Origin of the sequence: Qipengyuania pelagi (assembly GCF_009827295.1) — a bacterium.
GTDB lineage: Bacteria > Pseudomonadota > Alphaproteobacteria > Sphingomonadales > Sphingomonadaceae > Qipengyuania > Qipengyuania pelagi.
The window spans coordinates 259,631-272,864 of sequence record NZ_WTYD01000001.1; the positions used below are offsets into that span (position 1 = coordinate 259,631).

Annotated in this window: 17 protein-coding genes and 1 tRNA gene; 3 read left to right on the top strand and 15 right to left on the bottom strand. The window is 59.7% G+C overall.

The genetic code is table 11. The features are described from left to right. The first annotated feature begins 79 nt into the window (after positions 1–79). Complete coding sequence (locus GRI47_RS01285; RefSeq protein WP_160659595.1) at positions 80–2,983, top strand: TonB-dependent receptor; 2,904 nt, start codon at positions 80–82, stop codon at positions 2,981–2,983. 53 nt (positions 2,984–3,036) lie between these two features. On the opposite strand, the gene GRI47_RS01290 is transcribed toward GRI47_RS01285, so the two are convergent. Continuing rightward, positions 3,037–3,804, bottom strand: a complete 768-nt coding sequence (locus GRI47_RS01290) for a queuosine precursor transporter (RefSeq protein WP_160659596.1) — start codon at positions 3,802–3,804, stop codon at positions 3,037–3,039. Positions 3,805–3,865: 61 nt separating this feature from the next. Here GRI47_RS01290 and GRI47_RS01295 point away from each other — a divergent pair. After that, positions 3,866–3,942 (top strand) — tRNA-Arg (locus tag GRI47_RS01295). A 60-nt stretch (positions 3,943–4,002) separates the two neighbouring features. Then, entirely contained in the window at positions 4,003–4,857 is an 855-nt protein-coding gene (locus GRI47_RS01300; RefSeq protein ID WP_337190615.1) for an AbiJ-NTD4 domain-containing protein, read from the top strand. 32 nt (positions 4,858–4,889) lie between these two features. On the opposite strand, the gene GRI47_RS15310 is transcribed toward GRI47_RS01300, so the two are convergent. From GRI47_RS15310 to GRI47_RS01365, 14 genes are all read right to left on the bottom strand, one after another. Beyond that, positions 4,890–5,324 carry a DUF6950 family protein gene (locus tag GRI47_RS15310; RefSeq protein ID WP_419956973.1) on the bottom strand — a complete coding sequence of 145 codons (435 nt, stop codon included), beginning with the start codon at positions 5,322–5,324 and terminating at the stop codon, positions 4,890–4,892. Continuing rightward, positions 5,312–5,965 (bottom strand): hypothetical protein, encoded by a 654-nt coding sequence (locus tag GRI47_RS01305; protein ID WP_160659598.1) that lies wholly within the window; start codon positions 5,963–5,965, stop codon positions 5,312–5,314. The genes GRI47_RS15310 and GRI47_RS01305 overlap by 13 nt, the downstream gene beginning before the upstream one ends. A gap of 325 nt (positions 5,966–6,290) precedes the next feature. Beyond that, complete coding sequence (locus tag GRI47_RS01310; protein WP_160659599.1) at positions 6,291–7,541, bottom strand: phage major capsid protein; 1,251 nt, start codon at positions 7,539–7,541, stop codon at positions 6,291–6,293. Between the two features lie 76 nt (positions 7,542–7,617). Continuing rightward, complete coding sequence (locus GRI47_RS01315) at positions 7,618–7,971, bottom strand: hypothetical protein (RefSeq protein WP_160659600.1); 354 nt, start codon at positions 7,969–7,971, stop codon at positions 7,618–7,620. Then, positions 7,934–8,200: a hypothetical protein gene (locus GRI47_RS01320; RefSeq protein ID WP_160659601.1), complete on the bottom strand. Its 267-nt coding sequence runs from the start codon at positions 8,198–8,200 to the stop codon at positions 7,934–7,936. The genes GRI47_RS01315 and GRI47_RS01320 overlap by 38 nt, the downstream gene beginning before the upstream one ends. A gap of 25 nt (positions 8,201–8,225) precedes the next feature. Then, a complete protein-coding gene (locus tag GRI47_RS01325; RefSeq protein ID WP_160659602.1) occupies positions 8,226–8,480 on the bottom strand; it encodes a hypothetical protein in 255 nt (84 codons plus the stop codon). Positions 8,481–8,490: 10 nt separating this feature from the next. Continuing rightward, positions 8,491–8,778 (bottom strand): P27 family phage terminase small subunit, encoded by a 288-nt coding sequence (locus GRI47_RS01330; RefSeq protein WP_160659603.1) that lies wholly within the window; start codon positions 8,776–8,778, stop codon positions 8,491–8,493. A 287-nt stretch (positions 8,779–9,065) separates the two neighbouring features. Next, the gene (locus GRI47_RS01335) at positions 9,066–10,238 is read right to left on the bottom strand and encodes an AAA family ATPase (RefSeq protein WP_160659604.1); all 1,173 of its coding nucleotides are present in this window, start codon (positions 10,236–10,238) and stop codon (positions 9,066–9,068) included. Next, positions 10,231–10,542, bottom strand: coding sequence for a hypothetical protein (locus GRI47_RS01340; RefSeq protein ID WP_160659605.1), 312 nt, complete (start codon positions 10,540–10,542; stop codon positions 10,231–10,233). Before GRI47_RS01340 ends, GRI47_RS01335 begins: the two co-directional genes overlap by 8 nt. A 190-nt stretch (positions 10,543–10,732) precedes the next feature. Further along, entirely contained in the window at positions 10,733–10,912 is a 180-nt protein-coding gene (locus GRI47_RS15315) for an AlpA family phage regulatory protein (protein WP_160659606.1), read from the bottom strand. A 78-nt stretch (positions 10,913–10,990) separates the two neighbouring features. Next, on the bottom strand, positions 10,991–11,545 hold the full coding sequence (locus GRI47_RS01350) for a hypothetical protein (protein ID WP_160659607.1): 555 nt from the start codon (positions 11,543–11,545) through the stop codon (positions 10,991–10,993). Further along, positions 11,545–12,696: a tyrosine-type recombinase/integrase gene (locus GRI47_RS01355; protein ID WP_160659608.1), complete on the bottom strand. Its 1,152-nt coding sequence runs from the start codon at positions 12,694–12,696 to the stop codon at positions 11,545–11,547. Before GRI47_RS01355 ends, GRI47_RS01350 begins: the two co-directional genes overlap by 1 nt. Before the next feature lie 3 nt (positions 12,697–12,699). Next, complete coding sequence (locus GRI47_RS01360) at positions 12,700–12,951, bottom strand: hypothetical protein (protein WP_160659609.1); 252 nt, start codon at positions 12,949–12,951, stop codon at positions 12,700–12,702. After that, positions 12,948–13,223 (bottom strand): hypothetical protein, encoded by a 276-nt coding sequence (locus GRI47_RS01365; RefSeq protein ID WP_160659610.1) that lies wholly within the window; start codon positions 13,221–13,223, stop codon positions 12,948–12,950. Before GRI47_RS01365 ends, GRI47_RS01360 begins: the two co-directional genes overlap by 4 nt. Positions 13,224–13,234 lie beyond the last annotated feature (11 nt).

A 13,234-nucleotide genomic window follows, 5' to 3' on the forward strand; every position in this document is an offset into this window, starting at 1 on the left:
GGCCCTTGCCAAGAAAGCCGTTTGTGTTAGCCTCTCTGCGATAGACCGCATGAAAGCGGCGTCGACAGGGAGAGGGATTATGAGGGTTAAGGCCACTCTATTGGCCGGTCTGTGCGCCGGCGCGTTCGCAATTCCGGCTCATGCGCAATCGGCAGGTGACAGCGATCTCGAAGATCCGCAAATCAATTCGCCGACCATCATCGTCACTGCCCAGCGCCAGAGCCAGAGCCTTCAGGAAGTCCCGATCGCAGTCAGCGCTTTCGACGCGGAGGCCCTGGAGGCCCAGCAGATCGAGAACGCGGCGGACCTCCAGCTGACGCTGCCCAACGTCTCCTTCACCAAATCCAATTTCACCGCCTCCAGCTTCACAATCCGCGGGATCGGCGATTTGTGCGTGGGCGTGACCTGCGACAGCGCCACCGCGATCCACACCAACGGATCGCCGCTGTTCGGCACGCGCCTGTTCGAGACCGAATATTTCGACCTCGAGCGGATCGAGGTGCTGCGTGGGCCGCAGGGCACGCTGTTCGGGCGCAACGCGACTTCGGGCGTGGTCAACGTCGTCACCGCGAAGCCCGAAATGGGCCAATTCGCCGGGGGGGGCGAATTCGAATACGGCAATTACGACAGCATCAAGGCCAAGGGCATGATCAACGTGCCCATCGGCGATACCCTGGCCGCGCGGGTCGCGGGCTTCTACCTCAACCGCGACGGATTCACGACCAATCTGTTCGACGATTCCCAGATCGACGGGCGCGATATGTATGCGGTGCGCGGATCGCTCCGTTTCGAGCCGACTGCGAGTACCACGCTCGACCTGATGGGCTTCTATTTCCGCGAAAACGACGACCGTTTGCGCATCCAGAAGCAATTGTGTCAGCGCGATCCGACGGGCGTGCTGGGCTGCCTTGCCAACCGGCTCGATTTCGACAAGACCAACGCCAATTCCACACTCGCGACCGTGCTGAGTTCGCAGGAATTGTTCCGTATCCAGGGCATTCCGGCCGCGCTCGGCCTGGGCAGCGTCTATGGGCGTGACGGCTATGCCGGTTTCGACGAGCCGGACGATGTCCGCACCGTCAACACCGCCTTCACGCCGGATTATTTCGCCGACGAATTGCAGGTGCAGGCGCATCTCGACCAGGAGGTGGGTTCGATGAACCTGTCGCTGACCGGCATCTATCAGGAAACCTCGGTCGATTCGCGGCAGGATTACAATCTCGGCGTGCTCGACCGGTCGGGCTATGCGACCGCGCTCAACACGCTGGCCTTCTTCGCCGCGAACGGCGTGCCGACTTTTCCCGGATCGAACGCCTATTTCGCGCCGATCGCCGCAGCATTGACGCCGCAGGGGCCGGGTGGGCCGCTCTGCACCTCGGACAATGACGACGGCAACCGCGGCGCCTTCGAAGGCAATTCGCTGTGCTCCAGCGTGCCTCTCGCCTTCGACAGGTCCAATCAGGACCAGACTGCCTGGTCGGCGGAAGCGATCCTGAGCAGCGATTTCGACGGGCCGTTCAACTTCCTGATCGGCGGCATTTATGCCGAGACGGAGGTAAGCGAGAACAGCTATTACGTGAATTCGTTCGGCCTCGATTACGCGACCGCGATCCTGGGCACGTTCTCCGCGTTCGCCCGCGGCCTGCCGCCGTCCTACCTCGCGACGTCGATGTATCGGAACAACACGACCGACTTCAAACTGGAAAGCTTCGGCATCTTCGCGGAAGCCTATGTCGACCTGACCGACCGGCTGAGCTTCACTGGCGGCATCCGCTACAACGACGACAGCAAGACCGTCGCGGCGCGCACCACGCTGGCCAATTTCCTCAATCCCTTCAGCAATGACGGCGATCCCTTCGATTCGCCCTTCGTCGGCACGTTCGATGCCGATGCGAGCACGCCGGGCAATCAATTGTTGCAGGAACGTAGCGTATCCTTCGACGCGATCACCGGGCGCGCCGTGCTCGACTACGAGATCTCGCCCGACCACAATCTCTATGTCAGCTATTCGCGGGGCTACAAATCGGGCGGGATCAATCCGCCGGTCGCACCGGAATTCAACGTCAACGAATTCTTCGGGCCGGAAAAAGTCGACGCCTTCGAGATCGGGTCGAAAAACATATTCCTGAACGGCGCCGCGCAGATCAATCTCACGGGCTTCTTCTACAAATACAAAGGTTTGCAGCTTAGTCGCATCGTGAACCGGACATCGGTCAACGACACGATCGATGCCGATATCTACGGCGCCGAGCTGGAGACGGTGTTCCGCCCGAGCGACGATCTGCTGATCAACATGAATTTGAGCGTCCTCAACGCCAAGGTGGCGGGCGACCAGTTCTTCAGCAATCCGCGCGATCCGGGCGGCGGCGATCCCAATGCGGTCATCATCAAGGATATCTCCAACGGCTCGCTCTGCGCGGTGACCGGGGCAGGGGCGCGTGCCTTCGTCTCCGCCGTCAATCCGGCGCTGGGCCTGCGTGCGCCGACCGCGTTCCCGTCGGATGGCGGCATCGCGTCGACCGGCGCTTTCTCGATCTGTTCGGTGCTGTCGCAGCAGGCGGCGGCGATCGGCCAGGCCTTCGGCGGCATCCAGGTGCTGAGCCCGGGGGTCGAGGTCAATCTGCGCGGCAACAAGCTGCCCCAGGCCCCCAATCTCAAGGCCTCGGTCGGCGCGCAATACACCGTCCGCTTCGATAACGACATGAGCCTGGTCCCGCGCTTCGACCTTGCGCTGACGGGCGAGCAGTTCGGCAATGTCTTCAACGGACGCGTCAACCGGATCGAACCCTTCGTGCAGGCGAATGCGCAGATCCAGCTGAACGGACCCGACAACCGCTTCTTCGTGCGTGGGTTCATCCAGAACATCTTCGACGCGAACTCGGTCACCGGGCTTTACGTGACCGATGCCAGCTCGGGGAATTTCACCAATATCTTCACGCTCGATCCGCGCCGCTACGGTATCGCGGTGGGGGCGAGCTTCTAGAACCCAGACCGAAGAGAAATTATGGAAGGGCCGGGCCTATCGTCCGGCCCTTTTCATATCCGCGAACGGTCCTTGGCGAAGGGCGAGAAGTCGGTCCCGGTATCAAAGATTTCGACCCCCTCGCGTCGCTTCAGCCAGCCCACGACCGCGTAGGTGACGGGCGTCAGCAGCGCCTCCCACAAAACCTTCAGAGCCCAATTGGTGACCATCACCAGCAGGACGTCGCCCGTTTGCCAGACGCCCAGAAAGGCGATCGGGTAGAATAGCAGGCTATCGACGCCCTGGCCGACCACGGTCGATCCGATGGTGCGGCTCCATAAGGCGCGGCCCCCTGTCCAGATCTTCATCTTCGCCATGACGAAGGAATTGACGAACTCTCCCGCCCAGAAGGCGATGATCGAGGCGAGGACGATGCGGGGAACGAGGCCGAACACCTGTTCGTAGGCGTCCTGCCCGGTCCAGCTTGCGGCGGGCGGCATGGCGACCACGATCGCGCTCATCGCCGCCATGAAGATCAGCGCGGCAAAGCCGGCCCAGATCACCCGGCGGGCGCGGGCATAGCCGTAAACCTCGGTCAGCACGTCGCCGAGGACGTAGCTGATCGGGAAGAACAGGATGCCCGCGCCGAAGATGAAGGTCCCGTCCGCAGCGGGCCACCAGCCCTGGGGCCAGAACGGCACCGGCACGGCGGACAATTTGGCGGCGCCGATGATGTTCGAAAGAAGGAGGACCGTGACGAACCCCGCCATCACGAGGTCGAAATAGCGAAAGCGCGGGCCATCGGGCGCCGCGACGACTGGCTGTGGTGCGGGCTTTTCCATCCTGTGTCCGCTTATCCGCGATTGGCGCGCCCGCAAAGCGGCGTTATGACGCCCCCGGCGCGCGCCCGTAGCTCATCTGGATAGAGCGCGAGACTTCTAATCTTGAGGCAGCAGGTTCGAGTCCTGCCGGGCGCGCCAGAAATCCAAGGATCGGCAAGTTACCTAGAAAGCTTCAGGTAACGCATAGGTAACGGGCGTATGTCTACAGATTCGGCCAAAATCACGTTCGCGCAGCGGCAGGGACTGGTTCCGCTGCCCTCACAAGCGGAAACTGGCACGATAAGTTCTGCAACTCGGGCTAAGTTGTGGTCTATCGTATTAGGTTGGCTACAGAGCTCAAACGCCAGTGGAACTACTTACCAGAAGGTTACTGGAAGAACTTCCGCAATACTGAGGCGGTGGTGGATCGAAGATCAGCACAGGATGATTGATGAAGCTCCCAGCTATTATGGTATGTGGCAGGAAATTTTAAAAAAGGAGATGAGCGGAAGCTACGTTTCTGTTTTCAACTTCATACAATTTTTGCTCGACGATGAGGACTTTAATCGGAAGGGCGCGATTGCGCAGGCTTTGGTCGATACACGCGCCGCTTATCGTGTTACCGATGGCTTGCTACATCCTGTGGTGAGCGATGAAGCAACCGCTACTATCTCGAACGCGTCTAAGGATATGGATCGGTTAAGCGCCAGTGGCGCGAAATCTCATTTCCGGCAGGCATCTGTTTGCTTGACCAATGGCGATTGGTCGGGAGCCGCCCACCAAAGCGTCGCCGCAGTAGAGTCTGCCGCGCGCTTCGTGTGCGAAGATGAGAAAAACACGCTATCCGATCTAGTGAAAGAGATGGCTAAGGATGGCCGGATCAGTCACCCCGCATTGCGAGAGGTCATTTTGAAAATCTACGGGTATGCAAGCGACGAAAAAGGTGTGCGGCATTCCCAAGGCGCTCAGAGTTCGGAAAACGTGACTGAACGTGAAGCGCTTTTTCTGTTCGGATTATGCGCTTCGACGATCAGCTACCTTCTAGGCGCTGCAAAGGCGGTGGGCCCGGTCTAATCAAATTTGTGGAACGGGGGCGGTGTCTACTCCTACAAGCGCCAAGCCGCCGCGATGTCGCCATCGGCCCACTTAATGACGGATAGGCCCTCTGGCCGCTTCTCGTGCCATCCAAACAGATTTCCCCGGCCATCCGAGATGCAGACTGCTTGAAGGCCCGTAGCGTCCTCATCGCCCGCCAGGACGACTAGATCCCCGGTTTGCGCGAATGCTGGCGCTAGATGGCGCTGGAAGTGCTTGTCGAGCAACTCTGCCACGCTGGCGGCTCCTCGCTTAGCCATGGCCCGCTTGGCCCCCAAAGCGGACCTGAATTGCGGCACAGGGGGGACCGGATGTCCCAAGCCCTTCGCCTGCATCCGCGCCAAGGCGATGCAGTTCGCGCCTGCCCATGAAAAGGGCTTGTCTCTAAAGCGATCAATTACCGCCTGGGTGGCTGCTACACGCTCCGCTGGTGTCAGGCTGCGCATTGCAGCATCCGACCAGCCTTAAGTCCTTCGTCAAATGAGCGCCGCAGCATTTTGCCAGCGCGCCCCGCCAGCTGAATTTCGCTTTCCCGAACGCCTGAAGGCGAAACCTCAATTCGTGCAATTTGACCGCCAATCTTTCGGGTCGCTCGCGCGATTGGTTCGCCGCCCTGCCAGGAGAAGTTGCCGGTCACTTGTTCCGCGATGATGTCCGGCATCGTGTTGAGCGTAACGGTCATTTCCTCGGTAGAGTGCCAAGGCGCAACATGGTGGTCCATGGAATAGACGCCCCATGGCAGGCCGTGAATGGCATCGCTCGATATTCCGAAAAGGCGAGGCTCATTCCAACAACTAGCCAAAAGCACGCGCCCCAAGGATCCATCGGAGCAATACTGACGAAGGCCCAAAAGCGCCGCTTCGATTAGCTGGTCGGTGTCTTTCGGGTCCGCTCTTTCCATCTCCCACGCGAAGACTGAGAAGTTCGGATTGCCGATCGTGGTGAACGACATCGCCCAAGGTTGCGACTGCCCGAAGATCGCCTTTTTCGCCAGCCCTAAGGGCTCGCCCGTCTCGCCATTCAGCACTAGCGAGTCCGTCCATAGATAGGCTTTTCCGTTCGCGATCAGACCATTCTGAAGCGTCATAGATCAGTTCCTTTTTCGCGATGGATGCGTGGGCCGAAGGCGGGGAGGCTATGGCGGCGGCTGACGCGGCTTGTGCGGCAGTCAACCCGATTGCCGGACCCAAGCCAGGGATGGCGAGCGAAAGGGCGACCACGCCCGCGACGGCTCCGATGGTTCTTGCTACTTTTGCCATTCAACAGGCCTTCCGTTTTCTTGCTCGCGCCCGCTCGGCCCGCAGTGGTCGCTCACGTTGATCGGCTCGCCGCAGTGTTCGCATTCCTTCGGCGCGAGTGCGGAGGGTGGAGGCCGATGTGCTACCGAACATCTCCACCCTTCTGGTCTGATATTAGGCGGTCACTGCGACCTTCAGCAGCTTGATGGCGTTCGGATCGAGGACGCCGCCGCCGACTCGCTTCGTGCAATAGAACAGGACGAAGGGCTTCGAGGTGAAGGGATCCCGTAGAACGCGCATTCCGATGCGATCGTTGATGAGGTAGCCGGCCTGGAAATCACCGAACGCGATCGGGTAGGCATCCCCGCCGATGTCGGGCATTGCTTCGTCAATCGTCACCGGGCGCCCGAGCAATGACGCCGGTTCGTCTGCGGTAAGACCTTCGCGCCACAGATAATTGCCGTCGTTGTCCTTCAGCTTCGCAATGCGTGCAGCGGTCTGGCTGTTCATCAAGAACCGGGCGTTCTGGCGATAAGGCGCTGCCAGCTGATACTTGAAATCGATCAGGGTATCGCCGCCGGGGATGTCAGTCGCGCTTTCAGTGTTGAACGTCGCCAGATTGCCGCCAGGGTGGACGCCATCCGACGCGCCGCCGGGCACATAGGTCAGCAGGCCGCGCGGCTTGTTAGTGCCATTACCAGAGATGAACGCGATATTCTCTTGGCGAGCGAACTCAGCTTCCACGCTGTCCGCGAGCCAAGTGTCCACGTTGATCGCGCTATCATCGAGTAGGCGCTGAGTTGCGGCCGGCATTGCGTAGATTTCGCCCGCTTCGAAAACGAGCTGCGACAGGCTGGCGGTGGAGGTCTGAGGGCGCGCTGCGGTTTCACCGACCCAGCCCGATCCCCACGTGTCGTTGTTCCAAATGGTCGAGAATGCGCCGTTGCTGGTCGGCTGGACTTGGGCAATCTGTCGCATGGGCGAAGTCTCGCGCAGCTTCTGGCGAACCTGCCGATCCCATTCGACCGGAGCGAGATACCCGCCATCGCTGTTCGTCCCGACGCTCATGCTGTTCTGAATCGCGAGGCGCTCGCCCGTCGCGTTGGCGGAGGTCAGTGCAGCTTCAGCCGACCCGTCGCCCTTGCGAAAATAGCTGGCAAAGGTTTGGGTGTATTCGTGGTCCACCGGCATCCCGTCCGAAGCGCCGCTCAGTCGTGCAAAAGCGCGGTCCGTCGCGTTCTTGTCGAGTTCGTTCTCGATCGCGTTCAGGCGCTCGTCGTGGCGGGCGCGGAAGTCGGTAAATGCCCCTTGCAGTTCGGAGAGGATGGATTGCGCGTTGCCTTCGGCGCGGGGTGCACCGACAAGAGCGCGCGGAGGATTGGCAAGCGCCGCTGCCAAAGCGAGAGGGGTAGTGCTTAGGTTCATGTGTTCGATCCCATGTTTACAATTCAGGATCACAGCGCTTGCATAGTCTCGCTGCCGAAAAACCGGTTTTGGGCAACTATTTGAGATAATCTCGAAATCTTCTCGCCATTTTCTTTTCGACAGTCTTGGCGATTGCCACCGTTTCTCTCTGCCATTCCCTATCGCCGATCTGTCTGCACTCGCGCGCCCGGTAGCGGCTCACCCGATGGCGAAGGAAATCGCTAGCTAGTGCGCTGTCATGTCCTGTCGCGAGAGCCTCCACCGGATCAGGGTCGAGGCGTTGTTGCGCTTCATGAAGCGCCTGGTCGAAGGGATCTGTGCGCTGTTCGTCCTTCAGATATGCCGACACGGCAAGCCGCGCGACTTCCGCAGCTTTGGCGCTTGCCGATAGATTATCGCTCAGCTTGGCTGCGGCGGCGCGAACTGCCACTCGTTCGCTGCCGGGTCTGCGAGGACGGCCCATACAGCGGACGGGGCCGATTATGCTTCGGTGTCTCGCTTCCGTCTGCCCGAAGGAGGACGACATCGAAGAATTTGAGCGCGTGGATGATTTCGCGCGCTTTCTTCCGGGTGTAGTATTGGACAAGCTCTCGCTCCAGTTCGCCCGCATCGAAGGGCCGGGTGAGTTCATCGACCAGGGCGAGCGCGGCATCGCGCACTGCCGGGTCAGCATGGGCAATCAATTCAGTGCGCCGTTGGCTTTCCATCGCCTCCTCCCATCATCTGCCGTTCCATCAGGTCAGCGGCGGTTCGCATCCATTCGATCGCTGAGACGGGATCGCCGGTGAGTTCGGTGGCCGCGTCATGCAGGGCATATGCCAGCGCGATCGTCGCATCGGCAGGTTGCACGCCGCGTTCGGTCAACTTGGATACGAGAGAGCGGGTCAGCTTGCGGGCGGTTTCGATTACCGCCTCCTCAGCATCGGTTATCGGTAGCATCTGAATTCTCCTAAAGTTTGCAGAGACGCGCCCGCGCGGCAGGCGTCATTCCGAATTCAGCGAGCAGAGATTGAAGGCGCGCAAAATGTGCCGCCTTGGCTTCCCTGCTGCGCATCGTGTAAATAAGCCTCACCAATGCTTCGAAGGCGAGCTGGTCGGCTTTCCCGGCAATGTCCTTCGGCACTAGCGAGGCGACTTGCTGCCAAACGGTCGCCAGTCCGTCATGAAGATTATTCGGTGGCGGTGCAGAGCGAATATCATCACCCGCTGCTATCGGCTCGTTCTGCCGTTCCCGCATTCGATCGGGATGCTTCGCTGCCGATCCGCTGAGGATGTGGAGGCGTGTCGGTTTTCGATGTCTTCCCATGGGATCCTCAAATCAAATTTCGGGGATGAAGAAAATTGTGCACCCGCCGCCTTCCGTCCCTCATCGGCTCAGACTTTTAGGTCGGGGGGACATCAGTCAGCCTTCCAGCCTGCGTAACAACCGTCACACCTCCTAGAGGTGTGTGACGTTCGTTACGGTGCGACAGGCCCGAACACGTTACGAACAGTGACGGTCTGTTACGGTTGTGACGCTCGATCCTATCCATCGTCGCGCACCTTCCAGACGTGACCACCGAATTCGCGAACCTCATCTAGATCCATCAGCTTGTCCTTTGCTCGTTTGAAGGCCATGCGAGCAGCCGCATCGCTTGCCCCAGTAGTGAGACCATGCGCGGCACATGCTTCCCGCCAGTGTTCGATTGCGACGGCTGGACACCCGGAAGGGTAGTCATCGCCCAAGTCATTCCGACCATGTTCGCGAAGCGCCTCATTCAGCGCCGTCATCGCTACTTCGTCTTTGCCCTTGAGCGGCTTGCGGATGGCAGGTGGCGCGTCCGCTGGATCGACCACGGCACTCGTTACCGGGTCGCCGTCATCATCGCAGCCTAAGGTCACGGTGCGCAGTGAGTAATGAAGCTCGTTAGGCGCAGCCATGTCGCGCTGTTTTTTGCTCGATATGCGATGGTTCGCGATCAGGATTTCCGTGTCGGCAGCTGCCCGATATGCCGACGAACCACGCCCGCCTCGGTCCTCTTCCTTGCCGGTGTGATGGATCACAGCGACGTGCGCCCCGGTCGCCTCGCGTATCAGGTCGCAGTTACGGATGAACATGCCCGCATCCTTCGCGGTGTTCTCGTCACCTTCGCCCATCGAGCGCGCGAGCGTGTCCACGACGATCAGCGCCGGGTCTGTCCCCTTCAGCAATTCAATGATGATCGCCGCGTCTCCACTGCCGTGAAGGTCAACGCCGATCGGCAGGAGTGTGAAATCCGCATCCGCCATGTCGGCGTGTTCGACTTTGAAGGCGGCGAGCCTGTTTAGGACGCCAGAGCCGCCCTCGGCAGCGATATAGAACACGGGACCGCCGTTGACCTTGCAGCCCCGCCATTCTTTCCTGGCAGCCACGTGCATCGCCATGTCGAGCGCCACGAAGGTTTTGCCCGCATTGGAAGGGCCGTAGATGATCGAATAGCCGCCTGCCGAAAGCCATCCTTTCACAAGGTAGGATATGCTTAGAACTGGCTCAATTGCGCTGAGATGGAGCAACCGCGCTTTGATTTCTCTGCAACGAGTGCTGTCGGGCCGCTTGTAATCGTCAGGATAGTCCTGCCCGTCGTGATGACGGTCGTATGCCTCTTGGGACTCCCACTCGATCAGATTGCCGTCCCGGTCGTGGCCGAAAAAGGTTTCGGGTTCGATCGTATCAAGCATCGGTCGCCTCCCGCAAAAGGTCGTCCATTTCTTGCGCTTGGATCGCGGTCAGCATCAGGCGCTTGGCGAGCTGATTGAGCTTGTCGAGCCATTCGAGCGGGCAGGGCGAGTAGAGGTTAGGGCTGACCCATTCGATCACTTCCCAAGCGAGGTGCCGGGCCGTGTTCGATTGCGTGGTGGCAAGCATGGCGCTGGCGGCGTTGCGATAGCTCCGTAGCTTCGCGCGGCGCTCATATTCGTCATCCGGGATCGTGCCGAGAAAGGTGTAAATTTCGTCCGGCTTGATGGCTGTCTGAATAGTCATTGCGGACCACCAAACGCCAGCGCGGCCAGTGTCGATGCCATACCCGGTCGAACATGACGACGAGATATTAAATGCAACGCGCGCAGTTCTGTAACCGTTGAAGGTTGCAAAAAAGATGGGTTTTGAGTAGGACAGTCGCGATCGCCAGCAAGCAGATCAGCGCCGTCCCTCATGGGGCGGCGTTTCTGCATTAGGCAGCTTCCATCCTTTCAGTCATCCAGGCGTCAAGCCGATCCGAGGACCATGCGACAGCGCGCGCGCCGATCTTAACAGGGCGCGGGAATTCTTCGCGATCCATCATTTCATAGATAGTGGATCGTGACAGGCCGGTGCGTTCGATCACCGCCGGAAAGCGTAGAAACTTGGTCATTGAAGCCGCTCCGTTGTTTCGGACGGCTTCGTAAATACACACATTTAATCGGATGGCAGCAAGGACTGCTGGACACAATTAGGCTAGATTGGAGCGTATTTTGTCCAAGTGCCTTTGAGCGGCTTTCAGTGCTGGTCCGGTTTCGTGACCATAGGCGTCAAGCGCGCTTTCGATCAGATAGACAAGATCGCCTCTAGGCTTTGCGTCTAACGGCATGCCAATTCCATCCATCACGCCAGCGAGGCGAGAGACTAGCGCCGCGAGTGCGCCCCGGCCCCGGCCTTTGGCAACGTCCTGCAAGCTATTCTCTGCGTGGCGCGTGGCCATCATCAGGTCACGAAGCGAATTCGAAAATGATTCAATGTCCGCGATTCCCATCTTCATGGATCCGGCAAACAGGGTATCTTTCGATTCTTCAGAGAGGTTGCCCAATTCGATCCAAAGGGCACCCGCCTTGCGTCCAATCGCGTCCATCTTTTGGCGAACGGCACCCGGCGATTCCGCTTCGTGATGGTATTCAGTGAAATACATCGACGCAATTCTGTTGAAGTGCTCAATGGGAAACTCTGGCACCGTCCGCTGGACCGCCGATTGAATATTTTGGGCCGGGTTATTGACGACGCCACCAGGCATTAGGCCTTCTCCAACCGAATGATATTGCCGCCGCGCTCACCATTCACCGCGCGATCGACCTCAGCCGCCCAGGCTTCAAGCGCATGGCGCTTTTCTGGCGCGTAGGAATGCAAGGCATAGACCTGCCCCGTCACGCCCTGAACGCGATGGTTCAGCACTCGCGAGACGACAAGTTCGGGAATCCCGAGACGGACCATATGTGTGGCGGCAGTTCTGCGTAGATCGTGATAGCGCCAAGGTTCGGACAGGCCCGCGCACTTGCTTTCGAGCCATTCGTCCAGCTGGCGCTTCGATCGGGCAAAACCCTTTATCGGTGAATTCGCGCTCGTCGAGAAAACGTAATCGCCAAGCTCTGGCATGGCTTTGATGATATCGACCGCCGCAGGGGCGAGGGGGACTAGGTGCGCCCGCTTTGCCTTCGTGTGGGCCGCTGTGAGCGTCCAGGTCGCATTGTCGAGGTCAAGATCCGCCCACTGCATCGCAGCGACCTCGCTGCGCCTCTGGCCTGTCAACAGCAATAGACGCATCCACGGCCCGTCAGGATAGCCGAGCAGCCCCGACGCGTTCCACACGCGCGCGACTTCGTCCATCGAAAGGAACCGCTCTCGCGCGGCCTCGCTATTCGGCTTGTCGATGCGATCGGCCGGAGAGGTTTCGATCCAATCCTGCGAGATGGCATAGCCAAAAACCGTCTTGATCGTGGCGAGGACCCGGTTCGGGAGGACATCGCCTTCCAGCCCTTGTATTAGATCGCGAATTTCGGCGCGCTTGATGCTGCCCAGCTTGCGATCCCGCCAGTCGGGATAGACATGCAATTCGAGTTGGCGTCGGATTAGGTCGGGTCGGTTTTTCGCTTCGATCCACGCCTCTGCCGCCGCCTCAAAGGTTCGATCGAGCCCTTCCGTGCTGCCATCGCGTTCCAGCGCCGCGATCATAGTCTCGGCTGCATCGCGCGCCGCTGCCAGCCGCATGGCCGGGTAGGTGCCGAGCTTACGGTTAATGACCTTCCCCCCAACGCGGCGGCGCAAGGTCCAAGTTTTCGCGCCGCCAGCGCCGACACGAAGCCGCAGCCCCGTCACTTTGTGATCGGGATGCTCTTGCTGCCCTTTAGCGGGCGGCTTGATTGCTGCGATCTTCGTATCGGTCAGCATGGCTTAGAGCTCGTCCATGTTGAGCATGGCAAGGGCGGCAAGGTTGGCGATGCCATCTAACGCTGCCGCTACCAGTTCGGGATTGGCATTGTCGAAAAGTGCTTCGCCATTGCCCTCTTTGCGGAAACCCATCTCCATTAACGTGGCGATGCCGTGTATCTGAGGAAGAATTTCGTGCGCGGCGTCAATGCCGGTCGAAAGTGAACAGCGATTGATGCGGAAGGCGTCGAGCGCTTGCTTCAATTCTGGGTTCATTTCGCATCTCCCGAAAGTTCGGAACGGCTTTTGTCGTAGCGGTTCTCGTGAGATTTCGTATCGGCGCGAAGCCGCTCAAGCAGCGAGCCGATCGTGTAGAAAGCGTTCTGCGCGTTCTCTTGGAACACTTCGGCAGTCGCGAGCGCGTAAGCCGTCTCGCTCACCCGTTCCAGCTCATTGCCGATCATGTCGAGGATGCAGCTCGCATCATAAAGAGCGGATGACTTCGCTTTGCGCGCAGCCGGATCAGTCGGTATTGTGTCGGTAGCCATTGATCGTCTCC

Excerpts from the sequence above, each read along its gene's own strand:
- GRI47_RS01285 (WP_160659595.1), top strand. The coding sequence starts at position 80 with ATGAGGGTTAAGGCCACTCTATTGGCCGGTCTGTGCGCCGGCGCGTTC.
- GRI47_RS01290 (WP_160659596.1), bottom strand. The coding sequence starts at position 3,804 with ATGGAAAAGCCCGCACCACAGCCAGTCGTCGCGGCGCCCGATGGCCCG.
- GRI47_RS01300 (WP_337190615.1), top strand. The coding sequence starts at position 4,003 with ATGTCTACAGATTCGGCCAAAATCACGTTCGCGCAGCGGCAGGGACTG.
- GRI47_RS15310 (WP_419956973.1), bottom strand. The coding sequence starts at position 5,324 with ATGCGCAGCCTGACACCAGCGGAGCGTGTAGCAGCCACCCAGGCGGTA.
- GRI47_RS01305 (WP_160659598.1), bottom strand. The coding sequence starts at position 5,965 with ATGACGCTTCAGAATGGTCTGATCGCGAACGGAAAAGCCTATCTATGG.
- GRI47_RS01310 (WP_160659599.1), bottom strand. The coding sequence starts at position 7,541 with ATGAACCTAAGCACTACCCCTCTCGCTTTGGCAGCGGCGCTTGCCAAT.
- GRI47_RS01325 (WP_160659602.1), bottom strand. The coding sequence starts at position 8,480 with ATGCTACCGATAACCGATGCTGAGGAGGCGGTAATCGAAACCGCCCGC.
- GRI47_RS01330 (WP_160659603.1), bottom strand. The coding sequence starts at position 8,778 with ATGCGGGAACGGCAGAACGAGCCGATAGCAGCGGGTGATGATATTCGC.
- GRI47_RS01335 (WP_160659604.1), bottom strand. The coding sequence starts at position 10,238 with ATGCTTGATACGATCGAACCCGAAACCTTTTTCGGCCACGACCGGGAC.
- GRI47_RS01340 (WP_160659605.1), bottom strand. The coding sequence starts at position 10,542 with ATGACTATTCAGACAGCCATCAAGCCGGACGAAATTTACACCTTTCTC.
- GRI47_RS15315 (WP_160659606.1), bottom strand. The coding sequence starts at position 10,912 with ATGACCAAGTTTCTACGCTTTCCGGCGGTGATCGAACGCACCGGCCTG.
- GRI47_RS01350 (WP_160659607.1), bottom strand. The coding sequence starts at position 11,545 with ATGCCTGGTGGCGTCGTCAATAACCCGGCCCAAAATATTCAATCGGCG.
- GRI47_RS01355 (WP_160659608.1), bottom strand. The coding sequence starts at position 12,696 with ATGCTGACCGATACGAAGATCGCAGCAATCAAGCCGCCCGCTAAAGGG.
- GRI47_RS01360 (WP_160659609.1), bottom strand. The coding sequence starts at position 12,951 with ATGAACCCAGAATTGAAGCAAGCGCTCGACGCCTTCCGCATCAATCGC.
- GRI47_RS01365 (WP_160659610.1), bottom strand. The coding sequence starts at position 13,223 with ATGGCTACCGACACAATACCGACTGATCCGGCTGCGCGCAAAGCGAAG.